The sequence below is a fragment of the Maritimimonas sp. 2205BS37-2 genome, assembly GCF_056591755.1.
Genome location: NZ_JBWQOI010000002.1, coordinates 123,380 through 143,701, shown reverse-complemented (window position 1 = coordinate 143,701; position 20,322 = coordinate 123,380). Strand labels below are relative to the sequence as shown.

Genomic DNA, 20,322 nt, shown 5'->3' with positions numbered 1-20,322 from the left:
CAGTACAAACGTTTATATTTTATACTTTTATGACGTGAAAAGGACTTTAAGTAACATATTATCAGTTACATTAGCCTTTATGGTTTTGTTTTCAACATTTTCTTTTACTGTTGAAAAACATTATTGCATGGGGCAAATGGTTGATTATTCTTTATTTGGCAATGCTAAAAGTTGTGAAATGCCTGATTCATCTAACGATAATGGTTTTTCAGAAGGTTCTTGCTGTAATGATGTTATAGAATTAATTAAAAGCACAAATTCTGAACTAAAAATTACCAAGGACGTTTCACTGAACAAAATTCAATTTGTGGCTGCTTTTATGGTAAGCTATCTAGATCTTTTTGAAGGCTTACAAGAGAATATAATTCCTTTTAAAGACCATTCACCACCCCTACTCATTAGAAATATTCAAGTACTTTATCAAACGTATTTAATTTAATTATTAAATGATTGAAAGTTGTTTTTAAATATTCTTCTTTTAAAAGAAAAATTTTTCGAAAACTATCCATTAATTTATAGTTCAATTATTTAATAGTTTGTGATATGCTGAATAGAGGCATTAAATTTTTAATAGAAAATAAAATTGTTGCATTATTATTACTCATCTTATTCTTAGGATGGGGATTGATTAATGCACCTTTTAACTGGAATACAGGTTTTTTACCCAGTAACCCTGTGGCCGTTGATGCCATTCCTGATATTGGTGAAAACCAACAAATTGTATTCACTAAATGGGACGGGCGCTCACCTCAAGATATTGAAGATCAAGTAACATACCCTTTAACCACATCGTTATTAGGGATTCCAGGTGTTAAAACCATACGTAGCTCTTCGATGTTTGGCTTTTCTAGTATCTATATCATTTTTGAGGAGAACATAGAATTTTATTGGAGTCGAAGCAGAATTCTTGAAAAGTTAAATTCATTACCGACAAATTTACTGCCTAAAGATGTAAAACCTGCTTTAGGACCTGATGCCACTGGTCTAGGGCAAATTTTTTGGTATACACTTGAAGGTAGAGATGAAGATGGTAATGTAACCGGAGGTTGGGATCTTCATGAATTAAGAAGCATTCAAGATTACTATGTTAAATATGCATTGTCTTCTGCAAGCGGTGTCTCAGAAGTAGCATCAATTGGTGGTTATGTTCAAGAATATCAGGTTGATGTTAACCCAGAACTTATGCGTCAATACAACATTAATTTAAACAGTGTTGTGAAAACAATCAAAGAAACTAATAGTGATATTGGTGCTCAAACAATAGAAATAAATAAAGCAGAATATTTGGTTCGTGGTTTAGGTTATGTTAAATCTATTGAAGATATAGAAAATGCCGTAGTAAGTACCAAAGATTATGTCACCATTAAAATAAAAGACATTGCAAAAGTTTCTTTAGGGCCGGCTACACGAAGAGGGATCTTAGATAAAGAAGGAGCCGAAGTTGTTGGAGGTGTTGTTGTAGCCCGTTATGGATCTAACCCAATGGAGGTTATTAATAATGTAAAAGAAAAGATTAATGAATTAAAAGCCGGACTACCATCAAGAATACTAAAAGATGGGAGAACCTCTCAATTAACAATTGTGCCATTTTATGATAGAACAGAGCTTATACAAGAAACCTTAGGTACATTAAACGAGGCATTAACTTTAGAAATATTGATTACTATACTGGTAATTATCATTATGGTATTTAATATAAGAGCTTCGGTACTTATTTCAGGTCTATTACCCTTAGCCGTACTAATGGTTTTTATTGCGATGAAGCTATTTAATATAGATGCCAATATTGTAGCACTTTCTGGTATTGCGATCGCTATTGGTACTATGGTAGACGTTGGGGTGATTCTCTCTGAAAATATAATTAGGCATCTTGATACAAATAAAGAAGAGTTACCAATAAATATGCTTGTTTATAACGCAACAACTGAGGTTTCTGGAGCTATTTTAACCGCAGTTGCAACAACCATCGTTAGCTTTATTCCAGTTTTTACAATGATTGGCGCCGAAGGAAAATTATTTAGGCCATTAGCCTTTACTAAAACTTTTGCGCTTATTGCTGCAATTATCGTTGCCTTGTTCATTATTCCGCCGTTAGCAGCTTTTATATTTAAGAAGAAAGGCGTTAGAAATAAACTACGATATGTTATAGATACCGTTTCTATTATCTTAGGTGTTATTTCTTTGATATATGGTTATTGGTTAGGCTTAATACTAGTAATAATCGGTTTGATTGCTATTTTAAAGTTAAGAGGTAAACTTTCAGAATATTTGGCTAAACGTTTAAATATATATGTATTAGTGTTTGCAATTATAATGCTCTTAGCCGAATATTGGAGACCACTAGGAGTTGACAAAAATATTCTCTGGAATATAATATTTGTTAGTCTTATATGCTTTGGTTTACTTGGTTTATTTTCACTTTTCAGTAAGTATTATAATCGAATTTTAGTTTGGGCATTAAACAACAAATTGGCCTTTCTTTCTTTGCCCATTTTATTGGTGATAGTTGGCTTTTCAATTATGAAAAACACAGGTAAAGAATTTATGCCATCATTAGATGAAGGCTCTTTTTTATTAATGCCGACCTCTATGCCGCATTCTGGCGTTGATGAAAACAAACGTGTATTACAGCAGCTTGATATGGCTGTCGCCAGTATTCCTGAAATAAAAACTGTTGTTGGAAAAGCTGGTCGTACTGAATCAGCGCTAGACCCAGCTCCCTTATCAATGTATGAGAATGTTATTTTATATAAATCCGAGTATTTATTGAATGATGAGGGTATTCGCCAAAAATTCAAAGTTAATAATGATGGTTTATATGAGTTAAAAAGAGGTGGTTTTATTGCGAATCCTAATACTACAAGTAATGCGAATTTTGACCCTTCAATAACGAAAGAATTACTGATAGAAGATCGTAATGGTGAGTTTTATCGGAATTGGAGGCCAGAGATTCAATCATCTGATGATATTTGGAATGAAATAGTAAAAGTTACCAAGTTGCCTGGGGTTACATCAGCTCCAAAATTACAACCTATTGAAACTCGTTTGGTCATGTTACAAACAGGAATGAGAGCTCCAATGGGGATTAAAATAAAAGGACAAGATTTAAAGAAGATTGAAGCATTTGGTATACAACTAGAGGAAGTTTTAAAGCAGGTAAATGGGGTAAAGGTAGAAGCTGTTTTCGCAGAAAGAATCGTAGGTAAACCATATTTACTTATAGATATAGATCGTAATAAGGCTGCACGATATGGCGTATCCATAGAAGCGGTGCAAAATGTATTGAAGGTTGCTATTGGTGGTATGCAAATTACACAAACGATTGAAGGTAGAGAGCGGTATGGTATACGTGTGCGTTACCCAAGAGAACTACGTGCAAATCCAAGTGATTTACAACAAATTTATGTGCCAGTTTCATCCGGAAAAACGGTACCTTTAAGAGAATTGGCCACTATAAAATATGAACAGGGGCCGCAAACCATAAAAAGCGAAGATACATTTTTGGTTGGTTACGTATTGTTCGACAAGCTTAATGATTATGCCGAAGTAGATGTTGTTGAGAACGCCCAAAAGTTAATTAAAGAACAAATAAGAAAAGGCGAATTAGAAATTCCAAAGGGAATTAATTATCAGTTTACAGGAACTTATGAGAATCAGTTGAGAGCAGAGAAAACATTATCTCTGGTAATACCTCTAGCTCTATTAATAATTTTATTGATTCTCTATTTTCAGTTTCGATCTGTTACTACTTCCTTAATGATATTTAGTGGGGTTTTAGTGGCTTTTGCGGGAGGATTTTTAATGATCTGGTTGTATGGACAAGATTGGTTCTTAAATATCAATTTTTTTGGAGAAAACTTACGTGATTTATTTCAAATGAAGACCATTAATTTAAGTGTAGCAGTATGGGTAGGATTTATTGCCTTATTTGGGATAGCTACAGATGATGGTGTAGTAATGGCCACATATTTAACTCAAGTCTTCGAAAAAAATAAGCCTAAAAATAAGAAAGAAATTAGAACATCAGTTTTAGAAGCCGGAGCTAAACGTATTAGACCTTGCCTGATGACTACTGCAACTACCATTTTGGCATTATTACCTATTCTTACATCCTCTGGTAGAGGAAGTGATATTATGATACCTATGGCCATACCTAGCTTTGGCGGAATGCTTATTGCGCTCATAACACTTTTTGTTGTTCCAATTTTATTTAGTTGGAAAAAAGAAATTGAACTAAAAAAGACATCCGATGAAAATTAAATTCCTTAGTATAATAGTTCTCTTATTGGTAGCAATACCAGTAAAAGGACAGACGCTAGAAGATTATCTACAAATAGCTAAAGAGAATAATGATGGGCTTAAAGCTCAAAGTTTTAAACATCAAAAGGCTTTAGAAAAAATAGTTGAAGCTAATAGTTTACCAAAAACTAATTTTGAAGCGGGCATTTTTGTTCAAGAAGTAGAAACCAGAGTTGGTGCTCAAAAAGCAAGACTTGCAATTTCACAATCACTGCCATGGTTTGGCACGTACAAAGCCAAAAAAGAAAGTGAACGATTTAAGGCAAACGCAGTTTTTTATAAGATAGATGATTCAGAAAGACAGTTATTCTTAGAGGTTAAAAAAGTTTATTATGAACTTTATGAGCTAAAAAAGCAGCAGAGTATTTTAAGAGAGAGTTTAGCGATTTTAGACTCCTATAAAGATTTAGCCGTTGCAGGCTTGGCAAATAATAGAGCAACTTTGGTTGAAGTTCTAAAGATTAAAATTGAGCGGAGTAATGTTTGGAATCAGTTTAAGGAAATAGCCAGAAATCTAGAATCAAAAAAAGAAATATTTAACCTACTACTGAATAGAGAGACGAAGGAGTTTGTTGAAATTCCCGAGGAAATTGATTATGCTAAATTAAGAAATGAAGATAAAAGTAATCTTGGGACAAATCCTAAAATTTTAGAAATTGATAACTCTTATAATGCACTTTTAAAAGAAGAGGAAATTATAAGAAAGGAAAGCTTGCCACAATTAAAAGTTGGCCTAAGTTATATTGCAGTAGAAGAAATACCAGAGGTTAATATTTTTGATAATGGAAAAGATATTATTATGCCTTCAATTGGTGTATCTATTCCGGTATTTTCAAAAAAATACAGTTCAAAATTAAAGCAAATGGAATTCGAAAAGGAGGCTACAAAAGCGTATAAGAAAAACTTAGAGAATAAACTGCTCATGCAATTTCAAGCAGCAAGCACCGCGAAAGAAAATATTATTGAATCGTTAAGGATTAAATATGAGAATCTAGAGCAAATAAAAGAAGTTCAAAAAGTATTATTGACCATTTACCCAACTGCGGAAATCGATTTTGATAAAGTACTAGAAGTGAATCAACTTAAGTTACAATATGAATTGGAGATCGTAGCTTTAGAAAAGAATTATGCAATTTCTAATTCTATTCTAGAAGCACTAACGGCTACCAATTATTAAATAAAATAAAGACAATGAGAAAATATAGTATTTACATAATAATGTTGCTTGTTGGATTATTATTGGGGTGGCTGTTTTTTGGAAATTCTTCTAAAGACACAGACCTCACTAATCATCAACATACATCACAAGAAAAAATGTGGACATGTTCCATGCATCCGCAAATCATGCAACCAGAATCAGGAGATTGCCCGATATGTGGAATGGATTTAATCCCTGCCGAAGGTAGCTCTGATGGTCTTACTCCAGATCAGTTTAAAATGACAAAGAATGCCATAGCACTTGCGAACATTGAAACCATGGTAATTGGTAATGAAAATGCTTCCGATAACATAATTACACTTTCGGGTAAAATAAAAGTAAATGAGAATAATAATAGTGTAATAACGGCTCATTTTGACGGTAGAATAGAAAAACTATACATTAATTCTTTAGGGGAGAGTATAAAGCGAGGGCAATTAATAGCAACGGTATATTCACCAGAATTGGTAACTGCGCAACGAGAACTACTCACAGCGCTTGATATGCGCTTTTCACAACCCGAATTATATAAAGCGGTAAGGCATAAATTAAACAATTGGGATGTCACCGACAGTCAAATTGATAAAATTGAACTCACAAAAGAAACAATAGATAATTTTCCTATTTATGCGAACGCTGGAGGAGTCGTTATTGAAAAAATGATCGAAGAGGGTAATCATATTACAGAAGGTAAAGGCCTTTTTAAAGTTTCTAACTTAAAAACGGTTTGGGCAGAATTTGATATATACGAAAATCAGATTTCATTGTTTAAAAAAGGTCAGCAAATTGAGATCACGTCTAATGCTTATCCCAATAAAAAAGATAAAGTGAAGGTGTCTTTTATCGATCCGGTTTTAAATTCCGAAACTAGAACAGTAAAGCTTAGAGCAATTTTAAACAACGAAAAGAATGAATTTAAACCTGGAATGTTCATAGAAGGTGAAATTTCCAGCTCTAAAAAAAATAGTCATAAAACATTATTGGTGCCATCTAGTGCTGTTCTTTGGACGGGGAAACGATCTTTAGTATACATAAAAGCAAACCCCAGTGATCCTGTTTTTGAAATGCGAGAGGTAGAACTAGGAAGCAGGGTAGCTGCCAATTATGAGGTGCTGTCAGGTTTAAATGAGGGGGAAGAAATTGTAATTAATGGTGCTTTCACTGTAGATGCTGCTGCGCAGTTACAGGGAAAAAAATCAATGATGAATAAAATGGGAGGGAAAATGATGACCGGCCATAACGAGCATGAAAAGATGAAAGATATGAGTTTGGATATGCGAGTTAAAGTGCCTAAGAAGTTTCAAGAGCAGTTAAAAGTAGTTTTTAATGACTATTTAAAAATTAAGGATGCTCTGGTAAACGAAGAATTTGAGTTGTCAAAATCTAATGCAGAAATACTATCTTCTAACCTTGATAAAGTTGATATGAAATTGCTAAAAGATCAAAAAATACATACCAAATGGATGCAAACAAACTTGGGTATTAAGAATGCGATAAAACAGATATCAAATCAATCAGATAAGGATATTCAAAGGAAGTATTTTATCGAGCTATCAAATAATATGATAAAGGCGGTACAAGTTTTTGGTATTAACCAAAAAGTATATCAACAATTTTGCCCAATGGCTGATAACAATAAAGGTGCAAATTGGCTTAGTTTGGAAAATAAAATATTAAACCCGTACTTTGGTAGTGAAATGCTAAATTGTGGTGAGATAATCACAGAAATAAACTAAATGTAATTAAACTATAACAAAAATGAGAAGAATAATTTTAATGTTAGTTGTTGTTGCTGCTATATCCTTTTCGGTAACATCATGTAAAAAAGATAAGAAGGAAGAGGCAAAAACTGAAGTTGAAGTAAAAGAAGAGGCGAAAGAAGAAGCTAAAGAAGTACTTGCATCTAATGATGTGTTGTATCAATGCCCAATGGATTGTGAAAAAGGGAAAAGTTATACGGAAGAGGGGAAGTGCCCAGTTTGTAAAATGGACCTAAAGGAAAAGAAAATTGACCTCAAAGAAGAGGGTGAACATAAAGAAGGAGATGGGCACAACCATGATAAGACCGAAGGTGATAAAGGCAATGGTGAATAGTTAAATCATTAAGAGATTTAAAATCCGTTACAAATTTTGTAACGGATTTTTTTATACCTATAGGTAGGGTAAAGTTTCTGTTGCCTGTTATGTATTCATCAAGACTAAAATATCATATCATGAAACAAAAACTACTTTTTGCACTTTTTTTTAGCTTACTCTTAAATTTTGTTTACTCACAGAGAACATGCAAAATGAACGAACACATGCAGAAGAGAATGCAAAAACCGATATATAAAGAACGATATGAAAGACTGCAAAAGCGGTTCAATGATCAACTAAAACTTTACAAAAAATATAAAAGTAAATCGGTTAATAGCTATGTTATTCCTGTTGCAGTTCATTTTCCTGAAGGAGACGAAGCAGACAGAGCTTGTTTAGAAGCTTTGGCTCAAAATCAAATTGACATTCTCAACAAAGATTTTAAAGGCATAAATACTGATATTGTAGAATGGAATTCTTCAAAATCACACTATGTTAATACAAATGTAGGTTCTGTTGATATAGAATTTCAAATGGCAATGACCGATCATCCTAATAATACCGATGCAGAATTAAAAGAAGGAGGCCCAGCTGTTACCATAGGATATAATTTTGGAAATGGAGGAGACTCGGATTTTAAATGGGCTGGATATTTAAATTTTCTGATCAAAGAAATTGATGGATTGGGTTATTCTAGTTTAGGAGGTGACCCTAATATTGGTGATACCGTAGTTATGAATATCAACGCTTTTGGTTCTGGTAAAGGGTGTAATGGTTATGTTCCAGAGGCTCCTTATAATTTAGGACGTACAGTAACTCATGAAGTTGGACATCATTTTAATTTAGATCATACCTGGGGAGATGGTGGTTGTAATAGTGATGATGGTGTTGAAGATACTCCAAATATTGATGATTCCTCCGGTGGCTGCCCCACTGCAGGTTCCATTGTAATGTGCGATAATAAATCATTAACTATGAATTACATGGATTATGTAAATGACGCATGCATGTATATGTTTACTGCCGGACAGGCGCAAAGAGTTTCGGCATATTTAAATACAATTATTGCAAACTATAAGAGTGGTGTTTTAGCAGTAGAAGACCTTGCAACAAGAGAATTCAAAATTTTTCCTAATCCTACAAACGATAAAATAGAAGTAAGTTTTAAAAGACCTTTGGGAGAGGAAGTAATGATAAGAATATTTGATATACTTGGAAAAACGATTAAGGTGAGAAAAAATAATGGAATTAATTTGAAAGAATCAATAGACCTTAAAGATATAAGGTCTGGAGTTTATTTTTTAAGTATATCATCTGGTAAAAACAGCGTCACTCGAAAGATTGTTAAAAATTAGGTTTGGTTAGTTAAATCCGTTCAATGGAGTTTATACTTTGTTGCAACGGATTTTTTATTTTAAGTCAACATCTATCATTTCAATTAAACGCTTACAACTCTCAATACTATTTTGCGTTGAAGTAATTTTAAGAATTACTGCTCCATACATGCTTTGCATGATGCTTTTTAAAAGCTGTTTATTGGATATAGCTGATTCTCCGCTCCTAAGTTTATCCATATCTAGATGATAGATAAAATAATCGGCAATATATTTTTTACTAATATTCACCATGCGTTCATAGTCGTTGTTTAAAAGACCATAAACACCGTAATGCTCTTGTATTGCTGTTTTTAAGTTAAAATCGTCTATAATCTTAAGATCTCCTGAATTTATTAGCGTTTGATATGTTGAGTTCTTAGGTGAGAATTCAATAATTTTTACGGTGCTTAAAAAGTTAGCAATTAATGTAGAATCTCCTTTAAAGCTATTCTTGTTAAAATTTTGAAATGAATTTGAGAGCAGGTTTTTTTTATGTTGAAGACTTTCTAGATTAGTAGATAAGTTATTTCGATCAATTTCAATATCCCTTTTTAGACTTTCTAGATATTGCTTTCTTAGTTTCTTTTCTTGAGAATTTTCTGAGCATTTATTTAGACTAAATGCAATTGTAATACCAATGATAACAATTAAAATTTCACCAAAGGTGTATTTCCAGTTGATTTTTTTCATCACAATAGTTTGGTATCTGTAAAGATATGAAAAAGACGCACCCTATAAATGCCTACTTATTCTACCATTCTTACCGAGTTGATATTACCAAATTCGTCATATTCCTTTATAGGATTAGAGGGGTCGATAATCCATAGATTGTCAACAATAAATTTATAGTGATGTTTACCGCCAGGAAGTTTTAGGGTATACTGCCAATAATCTTCTTTTTTGGTCATTATACACCGATCTTTGTTCCAATCATTAAATGAACCCGCCAAAACTACCTTATTTGCATTTTTATAACCTTTTAGTTTAAAAGTTACCAGTTTGTCAATTATCAATATAGAATTAAAAGTGTGATGTTCATTATATACCTTACGAGGATTATCAGGATCTTCAATCCAGTTACCATCAATTATAAATTTATATTCATAAGTATTAGGCCTTAAAAATAGACTAAGTTTCCAGCCTCCCTTTGTTTTAATCATTTTAAAAACTTTCTCGTTCCAATTATTAAAAGTTCCAGATAAAATTACTTCTTTAGCATGTTCATGGCCTTTTAAATAAAAATGTGCATTTCCATTTGGATCTGGCTGAGCGGTATATAAATTATAATCGTAAATTTTTCTAAACCAATTACTTTGATCTGATTTTGTAATATTCTCAAAGTCACTTTCAGGCTCTGCCCAATAGGTACCATTAACGATAAACTTAAATCGCCATGAAAAATCGTCATCGAAATCAGCTAACTTTTTCCTTAATTCAAAGGTGTATTCGCCAGTGCGTTTCATTTTCCAACTGTCTTTAGACCAGCCATTAAATTCACCGGCAACAAATACATCTTTAAGATTAATTTCTTTTAGCTTGTAACTAAATAAAGATTGTTCTTTAGAAAAATTACTATAATCTTTTGCATTAAATGTAAACACAACCTCGTTTCCTTCTATTGCATATTGTGCTTGAGCTTTGTATACATTAAAGGAAGTGAATAGAAAAAATAATATGTAAATAATTCTTTTAAACATTTCAATTAGTAAAAGGAAGTTTTACAAAATAAAGTTCTTCTTTTTTATAGTTAATAATCAATCTTCGCATGGCTATAAATTCATAACCCAAAACGCCATCTAACCGTGTACCATACGCTGTGTTCATACTTTTCAAATTCGTAACAATGGTTCGCATTGGTCCAGAGAAAATCCTGTTAGATAGTTTTACTTTATGCAATTTACCTGCCAAAACTTCAATTTTCTTTTTTCCTGCTCCCAACATTTTCACTCTTTTTAGATTTGTAAAATTCTTAAATACACTTTCAGGGGCTTTGTTATTGATCAAGTTTATTTCTGCTCCAGTATCAATACCAAATCGCAAACGTTGTTTATTTACAAAACCATTTACTACAATTGTATGTTTAGCAAGTTTAAAAGAAAGTGTATCGGTTATTTTTTCTAGATAGGGCAAATTATCTAATTTATTTCCGAGATTATCTGTTCGTGATAATGTTATTTGCTTTAAGTAAAAATCTACAAATATTTCGTAGTCTTTCAAGACGTTATAACCTATAATTCCATGCAGTCTAAAATTTTTATTCTTCTCAATATGTAATAGATCAATTAGGTCTGAGGTTATGTTATTGATACTAAAGTTTTTCACAAAAAACTTCTTCAGCCATTTCTTTTTTACATCTTCAATATCACTACTAACACCTGAATGAAGTTCGTAGCTGGGTAAGCTATTTGTGTTCTTAAAATGTTTTTTGTTTAGTATTAAACGTTCAGAACCGGTATCTATAATGAAATTACCTTTTTGTTTTAAAACTTCAGCTTCGATAACAATCAAATGACCAACAAGTTTAAAAGGTATTCGTACCGTATTTTCAGATACATACTCGGCACCTGGAAATTGGAGTTTTTGTACAGTATTTGTTTCATCATAGGCAAATAGCAATGACGTCTGAAAAAGGTAACACGTTATAAGTAATATAAACCGCTTCATTAATGGTAAAGTTACATATAAAATAGACGAATTCTAACCTTCAAATGTTACATAAAACATAAATTATTGATGGTATACCATTCACAATTGTAAAATATAACTCGATTTGAATGTAAGCTACAAACACCACAGACGACAATATTTTAGTAACCAATGTTTTATGAAGTCAAGTTTTGCATTGTTTTTTACATTGTTTATTTTATCTACAAGCCTTGTTTATGGACAAACTTGCTGTTCTGGAGGGATACCGTTATCGAATAATTTAGGCTTAGAGAATTTAGGGAAAAATAACCTTCAGTTTGGTATAAGTTATGATTTCAATAATCTTAACACATTAAATGCTGGTGATAGAAAATTAGATGATACTTCAAGAAAACGTATTACGCATTCAATATTATTAAATGCATCGTATTCGTTTTCAGATAAATTGGCTGTTGAAACTTTAGTAACCTGGGTGAATCAACGCAGAAGAATAGATCAATTTGGAAATATAGATTTACAAAGTACAAATGGAGTTGGAGATGCTGTTTTTTTGGTAAAGTATGGATTTTTTAAAGCTTTAGGCAAATCTAGCAATATTACCTTAGGTCTAGGAGTTAAGTTGCCTTTTGGTTCCTACGATGAGGTTAACGAACAAGGCATAACCTATATTGCTGATTTGCAACCAGGGAGTGGAGCTTTAGACTTAATTTTATTTACTTCATTGTCTAAGAATTTTGATTTTAGACCTACCACAACATTTTCCGGACGGGTAATTTATAGAGCGACAGGGAAGAATAATGATTATTTAGATGGACTTCAAACGTATGAATATGGAAATGAATTACAATTGTTCATTGGTGTTTCTGATGAGTTTGTAATATTTAAACGAAGCCTGATATCTCCAAGCTTAACTTTTAAATATCGAAATGCTAAAAGAGACGAAATTGATCGAATCGATATTAGTAATACCGGTGGTAATTGGCTATTTATAATTCCAGGGTTTTCACTAAGGTTAACACAAAGTATTTCATTCGTTACGAAAGCTGAATTACCGGCTATTAGTAATGTTGACGGAACTCAATTAACACCTACCTATAGATTAACGGGCGGTTTCTTAATCAATTTCAGCATAAAAAAGAATACTATTAATTTAAATACTTCTCAATGATGAAAAAAAATATCCTTTATGTTGCAATTATTTTTTCGCTCTGTTTATTTTCTTGTAGTAGTGGAGACGAAAATGGTGTAGCTATGGTAGAAATTATTGGAGACGGTTCAGGTGGTACAAATACCAATGATCAATGGCTAATTCCGGTATCCCAAGTAAGAGATGGTGGCCCGGGAAGAGATGGGATACCAGCTATAGATAACCCTAAATTTTTAGATATTAATGAAGCTCCAGGTTTACTGGTTGAAGAAGTACGTGTGGTAGCATTAAAAGTTGGAAATGAGATAAAGGTTTATCCACATTATATATTAGATTGGCATGAAGTTGTTAATGATAATTTAGGATCCACGTCTGTTGCTATTACTTACTGTCCGTTAACAGGTAGTGCGGTGGGCTGGAATAGACGTATTAATGGCTCTACAACTACTTTTGGAGTGTCTGGGCTCCTTTATAATAACAATGTTATTCCTTTTGATAGAGCTACAAGTAGTAATTGGTCGCAGTTGGCTTTACAGTGTGTTAATGGATCACTTATTGGAGAGAGACCCGAACTAATCAAACTGGTTGAAACAAATTGGTTTATTCTTCGATCGATGTATCCAGACGCAAAAATTTTAAGTACTGAAACTGGTTTTGATAGAGATTATAGCACCTATCCTTATGGAGATTATCGGACAAATAATGACAATTTAATTTTTCCTTTATCAAGAGATGATTCAAGGTTGCCGAGAAAAGAAAGGGTACATGCGGTAATAGATGGAGAAGAGGCTAAAGCTTATCGATTTAATACTTTTACAGGGGGTAAGGTTCTTAAAGATACTTTTAAAGATAAAGACTTACTGTTAATTGGCGGGCAAGAAACCATTATTTCATTTGAATTGGATGACAATATGAAGGACCTTGAGTTTAGCTACGCTTTTAATGAATCTGAAACGTACTTTACGGATAATGAGGGTAATCATTGGAATGTTTTTGGAGAGGTTATTTCTGGCCCGAGGCTAGGACAAAATTTACAACCCACCAATTCATTTATTGCATATTGGTTTTCTGTTGGAGCTTTTTATCCAAATGCAGAAATTTTTGAAAACTAGGAGTCAATTTACATCAATATAAACTTCTTTTGTTATTGGAACACCATCCTTTGAAATACCTTGTAATTGAACTCTATAGGTGGTTTCAATATCTGCAGTATAAAAGGTAATTTTGGACGTGTTATTACTATTCAATTTTAAATCAGGATTCCAATAAATGGTTGTTCTATAATCTAGATTTTTATGTTCTGGCTTTTTGATTTTATAATTAGGCTCATAAAATTTTCTTGCTTTATAGTATCCAGGATGCACAAAATTAATAATACCATCTCTTTCTTTTTTAGATGTTAAATTCTCTTTACCTCTTTTGGTATGTATAGCAATTACGCCGCCCATTGCTCTAGACCCATACATTGCGGCACTTGCTCCGGTTAAAACATCAACAAAACTTACATTACTAGCGACAATTCCAGAAAAATCTTGAATAGGTATATTATCCAAAAGAATTAAAGCTTGTTTTTGTGATCCTCTAATACTAATGCTATAATTTGTCTTTATTTTAGGCTGAGCGTTGCCACCACCATGTGAAACCTTACTCGGTTGACCTGATGAAGAAGAACCTCCAGACCCAAATTCAATCCAACTCTGAGGCGTATTAACGTCCCCCGTAATTCTTACTCCTGGTATTTTACCTTGCAGAGCTGCTAATATATTATTAGTGCCAAAAGATTTAATATCTTCCATATCAACACGTCTTGTTGGTTTGCCATATATTGTCCGCCTGTTTTTAAATTTTTCTTTTACTTCTTTTTTTACCCTTTTATGCTTAAGAAGAACTTCATCTAATTTTTCAAATTCATCTTCAAATGGAACCACTACATTTAAACGAGCTTTTTTTGATTGTACTAAATAATCATTGTTTATGGGCGTAGTATCAATACGGTTTTTAGGATTAATATACTTGTTTTTTTTGCTAACGGTGTGAGGCTTGTAGTTGGTTAATTCTATATTATAATTGTTTATTGTTTTTCTTACTTCAGGATTTTTTTTACTTCTTTTAGTAAGATAATTTTTAGCTTGTATAATAACTGAAGTGCTGTCATTAAAGTTATAACTACCAAACTTAAATTCCCCTTTTTTGTTTGACCTTAACTCTTCTTTTTCTAACTGATCTTTATTCATATATATTAACGAAACTTCGGCCGCGACAGGTTTTTTAGTTTGAGATTTACTTTTTACAATTCCTTCTATATAAATTCCTCTTTCATGATTGTAATCATTTTTATTTTTAGAATCATGATTCCATAAGAACTGTCTCCATCCTTGTGTCATCATTAAAATATCGAGCATTTCTTTTCGATGCTTATCTTTAGAGTTGAAGTAATACCCAGGTTGTTCTATTTCACCTTTTAACTCTGATTTTAAAAGCAGATAAGATTTAATATCTATTGCATTAAGTTCTGGTCTGACAACCGAAATGTCTGTAATTGCTAATGAAGCATTTGTTTCACTTAAAGCGTTTATATCAAGATCTAATGTTACTAATTCTCTTCTGCCGTAATCAGTTTTGTTAGGTGTAATTTCTACTACAGGACTTTGATTTTTGGTTTCAACAAATACTAGCCGTTCACATAGGGGTTTTTGATCTTTATCTATAACAGTAAACTGAGCAACGCCTTGTTGTAATGTGTTTTTAGGGATATTAACGGTTGCTCGCGTTTTTGATCCAATAAGTTGAGCCATATTTACAAGTTTTCCGTTTTGTAAACCCGCTAAAATGAGTTGATCAATACCGCTACGTAATGATGATTCTAGCCGAATCTGAAAGTTGTCTTTTCGTTCGGTAACAGTCATTGTTACTCCTTTTTCGAGAGGTTTAGGCAGGTTATAAGTATAATTTTCTCCCTCAAACTTTACAATGGCTTTATAAGACTTATCATTTTTGGGGGTGAGTAAGAATTTGCCCAAACCAAAATTTTTAGTCTTAAAAGTTAATATTTCATTGTTGTTATTGTCAAGAATGGTTCCAGATACACTGATACTTTTACCATCAGAGCCTATTACTTTAAAGCCTACTTGGCTCCTTTGCTCATAAACCATATATCCACCTTCAGGAAAAAACTGTATATCTGGTTTTAGGCTTTTCGCTGTGTTTGGTTTGTTATTTACTAATGATTTTTCATTTCCAATTTCCAACTGTTTTCTAAAGAAATATATTTCATCAAAGTTTCGCATAAAGTTCGTATACGCTCTAATTGTGTATTGACCTGGAATTATTCCTTTTGGTAAATAAAATTCTCCTTCACCACCACCATCTATAATTTTAATAGCTCTTGATTTTATAATTCTGTTGGAGGGGTCTATTAATTCAACATGAACAATTTTACTTTTAGTTTCGGGCTTATTAGTATTGGCACTAACTAGATAGGTTTTAAACCAAATAAACTCTCCTGAAGAATAATAGGGTTTGTCAAAATGTATATAGACTTTTTCAGTATGGAAAACAGAGTCCTGAAGTTTAGAATAATAACCTGTTTTTGATATGCCATTTTCAGCATTTACTATTAAGGAATTAATACTAAAAGCAATTAATAATATAATTTTTAGGAATAGGCTTACCTTATAGATATGAATGGTTGATTTCATAGCTTTAATAAAAAATTGAGTCGTTAAATAGTATTATTTATGTATCAATAATCATACCGACTTAAATTCTAAGAAAAGCTCTTAAAAAAATGAAATAAAAAAACGTCGCAACTTGCGACGTTTTCTAATTATTTTTATTTCTCTGGTTATTACATCATACCAGGCATTCCACCGCCACCCATTGGAGGCATCGGAGGTGTATCTTCTTTAATATCTACTAAAGCGCATTCGGTTGTTAAGATCATTCCGGCCACGGAAGCTGCATTTTCTAAAGCAACACGTGTTACCTTAGTTGGATCAATAATACCTGCCTTTAACATATTTACATATTCTTCAGTTTTAGCATTGAAGCCAAAATCTTTTTTACCATCAATAACTTTAGCAACAATAACAGAACCTTCATTCCCCGCATTTTCGGCAATAATGCGTAATGGTTCTTCTATAGCACGAGTAATTATCTGGATACCGGTAACCTCATCTAAATTATCACTGGTTAATTTTGATAATACCTCTTTAGAGCGTACTAAAGCAACACCGCCACCGGCAACGATACCTTCTTCCACTGCTGCACGTGTAGCATGTAAAGCATCATCAACTCTATCTTTCTTCTCTTTCATTTCTACTTCAGAGGCAGCGCCAACATAAAGAACAGCAACACCACCAGCTAATTTTGCCAATCTCTCCTGAAGCTTTTCTCTGTCATAGTCAGAAGTAGTTGTCTCGATCTGAGCTTTAATTTGATTTACTCTACCTTTAATATCAGCTTTTTTACCATTACCATTAACTACAGTAGTATTATCTTTATCTATGGTTACGCGTTCAGCGGTACCTAACATATCAATAGTTGTATTTTCTAATGTAAATCCTCTTTCTTCAGAAATAACAGTACCACCAGTTAAAATTGCAATATCTTCTAACATTGCTTTACGTCTATCACCAAAACCAGGAGCTTTTACGGCTGCTATTTTTAGTGCGCCACGCAATTTATTTACTACTAAAGTAGCTAAAGCTTCACCTTCAACATCTTCAGCAATAATTAAAAGTGGTTTTCCAGTTTGAGCTACAGGTTCTAAAACTGGTAATAGATCTTTCATTGCCGAAATCTTCTTATCAAACAATAAAATGTAAGGGCTTTCAAGATCTGTAATCATTTTCTCAGAATCAGTTACGAAATAAGGAGATAGATACCCTCTATCAAACTGCATACCTTCAACAATATCTACATAAGTATCTGTACCTTTTGCTTCTTCAACTGTAATAACACCTTCTTTTCCAACTTTTTCAAAAGCTTCAGCAATTAGATCACCTATACTTTCATCGTTGTTTGCTGAAATAGCTGCTACTTGTTTAATTTTGTCAGTTTTATTACCAACAACTTGAGATTGTTTTGCCAAGTTCTCTACAATAGCATTAACAGCTTTATCGATACCGCGTTTTAAATCCATTGGATTTGCACCAGCAGCAACATTTTTTAGTCCTTCTTTAACAATTGCCTGAGCTAAAACAGTTGCAGTGGTAGTACCATCACCAGCTAAATCATTGGTTTTAGAAGCTACTTCTTTTACCATTTGTGCTCCCATATTCTCTAAGGCATCTTCTAATTCGATTTCTTTTGCTACCGAAACACCATCTTTGGTTACCGCCGGTCCTCCAAAAGCTTTACCGATTACAACATTACGTCCTTTAGGCCCTAACGTTACTTTTACTGCATTTGCTAATGCATCAACACCGCGTTTTAAACCATCGCGTGCTTCTATATCAAATTTTATATCTTTTGCCATCTTTAATTTCTGTTTTAATTGAATTATTATAAAATTGCGAAAATATCACTCTCTCTCATGATCAAATAATCATTACCATCAAGTTTTAATTCGGTACCAGAATACTTTCCATAAAGAACAGTATCTCCAACTTTTACAGTTGTAGGTTCGTCTTTAGTGCCTTTACCAACTGCAACTACTTTGCCTTGTTGAGGTTTTTCTTTTGCAGAATCTGGAATATAGATTCCTGAAGCGGTTTTAGTTTCAGCAGCTAATGGTTCTACGACCACTCTGTCTGCTAATGGTTTGATTTTTATTTTGCTCATTTTAATGAATTTTTTAAATTTTAATCGAAGATTAACTGGCTAAAAGTGTGCCATTCGTCAAAAAGTGACATTTTGTAATTTTTAATGAAAATAAAAAATGCCAACGTGTCATTTCGTTGGCATTTTTACTTCAAAATAGATATAACTTTGAATTAGTTACTTGTTGAATCTTGAGATGAGTTTACTTCGTTTTGAATATCCTCAATATTAGGAACTTCATTAGTTACTTCTCGTTCTTCTATCGTATTCTGTAATTGTGATTCATTATCAACAGAATTTGCTCTAGGTATTGCAAAGTTTGATAATAAAATTAGTGCCAATAAAGCAATAGCTAAAGTCCAAGTACTTCTGTCTAAAAAGTTGGTTGTACTCTGTACACCACCACCAAAACCTTGAGTGCCTTGCCCTCCAAATGAAGAAGATAAACCTCCACCTTTAGGATTTTGAACCATCACAATTAATATCAATAAGATAGCTACAATAACTATTAAGATTAAAAATACTGTATACGACATGATCTATGTATTATTCTTTTGTAAAAATTTGACCGCTTTTATTCGGTCTGCAAAGAAACCACTTTTTTCCGGATATTTCAAACTTAATATTTTAAATGCTTTTATGGCTTTATCATACTTTTTTTGCTCAAGATATACCCGTGCTAAAGTTTCTGTCATTAGCTGTTCATTTTCGGAAGTACTTTCTAAAGAAATATCTATTTTTTCTGATGAACGCTCGGGTTTTATTTTAGGTTTTGCCTGTAAAAATTGATCAATTAGATCGAAGTTACCAGTTTTCGTTTTGGTTTCTTTTTTTGTAGGGGCTTCCTCTCTAGAAATTGGTTGAAAAGAAGTTAATTGTAACCATTCATTGAATGAATATTTTTCTGATTTATCAAATTCTAAAGGTTTACCTATTTGTAAACTTTCTAATATTGGAATGGCTTCTTTTTCAGCAACCTGAAATTTTTCATCAACTTCTATAACTTCCAAATCAACAACTTCAGATTCCTTTAATACCTTTTCTTCAATATGTTTTTTCTTTGATAGGTTAAGCGTGTCTTGTGTTATGAAATCAAAAAGAATCGTGCGGTTTGTTGTATAGGCTGCTGCAGTCTTTAAAGCTTTGTTATATCGAAAACTTTCTTGTTTTTTTAGACCTTTAAGTCGTAAAACATGTGCTGCTTGAAAATAAGGATAGTCTTGCAAGATTTCTTCCATTTCATTCGTTTGCGTTGTAGTAATATTACAAGGCTCTTTAAGTAATGCTATGAAATCTTGTTTGTTCATTTTACCATTTGGCTACAGATGCATTAAAAATATCTTGGGTAATGCGTTCAAAAATAGTATTTAAAGCATCTTCTAAAACAGTACCCGCTAATTGCGCATTTGCATCGTAATCAGCAAAGAAAGAAAATGTTTTATCAAAATCATCCTCAGGAACAAGTTTGTTGAAAAAACGTACACGAACACTCATGTTTAACCGGTTTTGCGCGGCTGTTTGTTCAGCCGTTGCACTAATAGGAATGATCCTGTAATCTGTAATCTCTCCCTCAAAATGTAAATCTCCTCCTGCACGTGTAAGTTCTAAATTAGTTTGTCTAAGAAATAAATCTTGTAGATCCGTCGTGAATTTTTGACTCACTATGGGTTCAACCAATGGAGCATTATTTGGAAAATAATCTATTTGTATCGTTTTGGCATCACCAGTACTGCCTCCTGTAAATGAATAAACCCCACAAGCCTGAAAGCTAAGCAAAGTTAGAATTGAAATAAAGAGTATTAGTTTTTTCATTCGAT

17 protein-coding genes are annotated in these 20,322 nt (G+C 32.7%); 8 read left to right on the top strand and 9 right to left on the bottom strand.

Translation table 11 applies throughout. From position 1 onward, the window contains the following. Window positions 1-34 precede the first annotated feature (34 nt). From AC1EUU_RS08020 to AC1EUU_RS07995, 6 genes are all read left to right on the top strand, one after another. Entirely contained in the window at window positions 35-439 is a 405-nt protein-coding gene (locus AC1EUU_RS08020; RefSeq protein WP_480200898.1) for an HYC_CC_PP family protein, read from the top strand. Between the two features lie 104 nt (window positions 440-543). Next, complete coding sequence (locus tag AC1EUU_RS08015; RefSeq protein WP_480200897.1) at window positions 544-4,260, top strand: efflux RND transporter permease subunit; 3,717 nt, start codon at window positions 544-546, stop codon at window positions 4,258-4,260. Continuing rightward, window positions 4,250-5,476: a TolC family protein gene (locus AC1EUU_RS08010; protein WP_480200896.1), complete on the top strand. Its 1,227-nt coding sequence runs from the start codon at window positions 4,250-4,252 to the stop codon at window positions 5,474-5,476. Before AC1EUU_RS08015 ends, AC1EUU_RS08010 begins: the two co-directional genes overlap by 11 nt. A 14-nt stretch (window positions 5,477-5,490) precedes the next feature. Beyond that, on the top strand, window positions 5,491-7,233 hold the full coding sequence (locus tag AC1EUU_RS08005) for an efflux RND transporter periplasmic adaptor subunit (protein ID WP_480200895.1): 1,743 nt from the start codon (window positions 5,491-5,493) through the stop codon (window positions 7,231-7,233). A 22-nt stretch (window positions 7,234-7,255) separates the two neighbouring features. Beyond that, window positions 7,256-7,591, top strand: a complete 336-nt coding sequence (locus AC1EUU_RS08000) for a heavy metal-binding domain-containing protein (protein WP_480200894.1) — start codon at window positions 7,256-7,258, stop codon at window positions 7,589-7,591. A 206-nt stretch (window positions 7,592-7,797) separates the two neighbouring features. Further along, window positions 7,798-8,928, top strand: coding sequence for a zinc-dependent metalloprotease (locus tag AC1EUU_RS07995; RefSeq protein ID WP_480200893.1), 1,131 nt, complete (start codon window positions 7,798-7,800; stop codon window positions 8,926-8,928). A gap of 54 nt (window positions 8,929-8,982) precedes the next feature. Here the strand turns inward: AC1EUU_RS07995 and AC1EUU_RS07990 are convergent, their stop codons facing one another. The 3 genes from AC1EUU_RS07990 to AC1EUU_RS07980 are packed head-to-tail and all read right to left on the bottom strand — an operon-like array spanning window position 8,983 to window position 11,613. Then, the gene (locus AC1EUU_RS07990) at window positions 8,983-9,639 is read right to left on the bottom strand and encodes a DUF6090 family protein (RefSeq protein ID WP_480200892.1); all 657 of its coding nucleotides are present in this window, start codon (window positions 9,637-9,639) and stop codon (window positions 8,983-8,985) included. 56 nt (window positions 9,640-9,695) lie between these two features. Further along, window positions 9,696-10,646, bottom strand: coding sequence for a hypothetical protein (locus AC1EUU_RS07985; protein ID WP_480200891.1), 951 nt, complete (start codon window positions 10,644-10,646; stop codon window positions 9,696-9,698). Between the two features lies 1 nt (window position 10,647). Continuing rightward, window positions 10,648-11,613 (bottom strand): retropepsin-like aspartic protease, encoded by a 966-nt coding sequence (locus tag AC1EUU_RS07980; protein WP_480200890.1) that lies wholly within the window; start codon window positions 11,611-11,613, stop codon window positions 10,648-10,650. 160 nt (window positions 11,614-11,773) lie between these two features. On the opposite strand from AC1EUU_RS07980, the gene AC1EUU_RS07975 reads away from it, so the two are divergent. Both AC1EUU_RS07975 and AC1EUU_RS07970 read left to right on the top strand, forming a co-directional pair. Further along, window positions 11,774-12,763, top strand: a complete 990-nt coding sequence (locus AC1EUU_RS07975; protein ID WP_480200889.1) for a transporter — start codon at window positions 11,774-11,776, stop codon at window positions 12,761-12,763. Further along, window positions 12,760-13,854, top strand: a complete 1,095-nt coding sequence (locus tag AC1EUU_RS07970; RefSeq protein WP_480200888.1) for a DUF3179 domain-containing protein — start codon at window positions 12,760-12,762, stop codon at window positions 13,852-13,854. Before AC1EUU_RS07975 ends, AC1EUU_RS07970 begins: the two co-directional genes overlap by 4 nt. Before the next feature lie 3 nt (window positions 13,855-13,857). Here AC1EUU_RS07970 and AC1EUU_RS07965 read toward each other — a convergent pair whose 3' ends face one another. The 6 genes from AC1EUU_RS07965 to AC1EUU_RS07940 all read right to left on the bottom strand — a co-directional run bounded on the left by AC1EUU_RS07965 (window position 13,858) and on the right by AC1EUU_RS07940 (window position 20,317). Then, window positions 13,858-16,440: a TonB-dependent receptor plug domain-containing protein gene (locus AC1EUU_RS07965; protein ID WP_480200887.1), complete on the bottom strand. Its 2,583-nt coding sequence runs from the start codon at window positions 16,438-16,440 to the stop codon at window positions 13,858-13,860. Window positions 16,441-16,589: 149 nt separating this feature from the next. Continuing rightward, window positions 16,590-18,221 carry a chaperonin GroEL gene (gene groL, locus AC1EUU_RS07960; protein WP_480200886.1) on the bottom strand — a complete coding sequence of 544 codons (1,632 nt, stop codon included), beginning with the start codon at window positions 18,219-18,221 and terminating at the stop codon, window positions 16,590-16,592. 26 nt (window positions 18,222-18,247) lie between these two features. Further along, window positions 18,248-18,526, bottom strand: a complete 279-nt coding sequence (locus AC1EUU_RS07955) for a co-chaperone GroES (RefSeq protein WP_480200885.1) — start codon at window positions 18,524-18,526, stop codon at window positions 18,248-18,250. 152 nt (window positions 18,527-18,678) lie between these two features. Then, window positions 18,679-19,041 (bottom strand): preprotein translocase subunit SecG, encoded by a 363-nt coding sequence (secG, locus tag AC1EUU_RS07950; RefSeq protein ID WP_480200884.1) that lies wholly within the window; start codon window positions 19,039-19,041, stop codon window positions 18,679-18,681. Window positions 19,042-19,044: 3 nt separating this feature from the next. Beyond that, window positions 19,045-19,812: a hypothetical protein gene (locus tag AC1EUU_RS07945; RefSeq protein ID WP_480200883.1), complete on the bottom strand. Its 768-nt coding sequence runs from the start codon at window positions 19,810-19,812 to the stop codon at window positions 19,045-19,047. Window position 19,813: 1 nt separating this feature from the next. After that, the gene (locus AC1EUU_RS07940) at window positions 19,814-20,317 is read right to left on the bottom strand and encodes an LptE family protein (protein WP_480200882.1); all 504 of its coding nucleotides are present in this window, start codon (window positions 20,315-20,317) and stop codon (window positions 19,814-19,816) included. Between the last annotated feature and the right edge of the window lie 5 nt (window positions 20,318-20,322).

Bases quoted from the DNA above. Each gene is read 5' to 3' on its own strand.
- AC1EUU_RS07975 (WP_480200889.1), top strand. From the start codon at position 11,774: ATGAAGTCAAGTTTTGCATTGTTTTTTACATTGTTTATTTTATCTACA.
- AC1EUU_RS07940 (WP_480200882.1), bottom strand. From the start codon at position 20,317: ATGAAAAAACTAATACTCTTTATTTCAATTCTAACTTTGCTTAGCTTT.
- AC1EUU_RS08010 (WP_480200896.1), top strand. From the start codon at position 4,250: ATGAAAATTAAATTCCTTAGTATAATAGTTCTCTTATTGGTAGCAATA.
- secG (WP_480200884.1), bottom strand. From the start codon at position 19,041: ATGTCGTATACAGTATTTTTAATCTTAATAGTTATTGTAGCTATCTTA.
- AC1EUU_RS07945 (WP_480200883.1), bottom strand. From the start codon at position 19,812: ATGAACAAACAAGATTTCATAGCATTACTTAAAGAGCCTTGTAATATT.
- groL (WP_480200886.1), bottom strand. From the start codon at position 18,221: ATGGCAAAAGATATAAAATTTGATATAGAAGCACGCGATGGTTTAAAA.
- AC1EUU_RS07970 (WP_480200888.1), top strand. From the start codon at position 12,760: ATGATGAAAAAAAATATCCTTTATGTTGCAATTATTTTTTCGCTCTGT.
- AC1EUU_RS07995 (WP_480200893.1), top strand. From the start codon at position 7,798: ATGCAGAAGAGAATGCAAAAACCGATATATAAAGAACGATATGAAAGA.
- AC1EUU_RS07990 (WP_480200892.1), bottom strand. From the start codon at position 9,639: ATGAAAAAAATCAACTGGAAATACACCTTTGGTGAAATTTTAATTGTT.
- AC1EUU_RS07985 (WP_480200891.1), bottom strand. From the start codon at position 10,646: ATGTTTAAAAGAATTATTTACATATTATTTTTTCTATTCACTTCCTTT.
- AC1EUU_RS08005 (WP_480200895.1), top strand. From the start codon at position 5,491: ATGAGAAAATATAGTATTTACATAATAATGTTGCTTGTTGGATTATTA.
- AC1EUU_RS08000 (WP_480200894.1), top strand. From the start codon at position 7,256: ATGAGAAGAATAATTTTAATGTTAGTTGTTGTTGCTGCTATATCCTTT.
- AC1EUU_RS07955 (WP_480200885.1), bottom strand. From the start codon at position 18,526: ATGAGCAAAATAAAAATCAAACCATTAGCAGACAGAGTGGTCGTAGAA.
- AC1EUU_RS07965 (WP_480200887.1), bottom strand. From the start codon at position 16,440: ATGAAATCAACCATTCATATCTATAAGGTAAGCCTATTCCTAAAAATT.
- AC1EUU_RS08015 (WP_480200897.1), top strand. From the start codon at position 544: ATGCTGAATAGAGGCATTAAATTTTTAATAGAAAATAAAATTGTTGCA.
- AC1EUU_RS07980 (WP_480200890.1), bottom strand. From the start codon at position 11,613: ATGAAGCGGTTTATATTACTTATAACGTGTTACCTTTTTCAGACGTCA.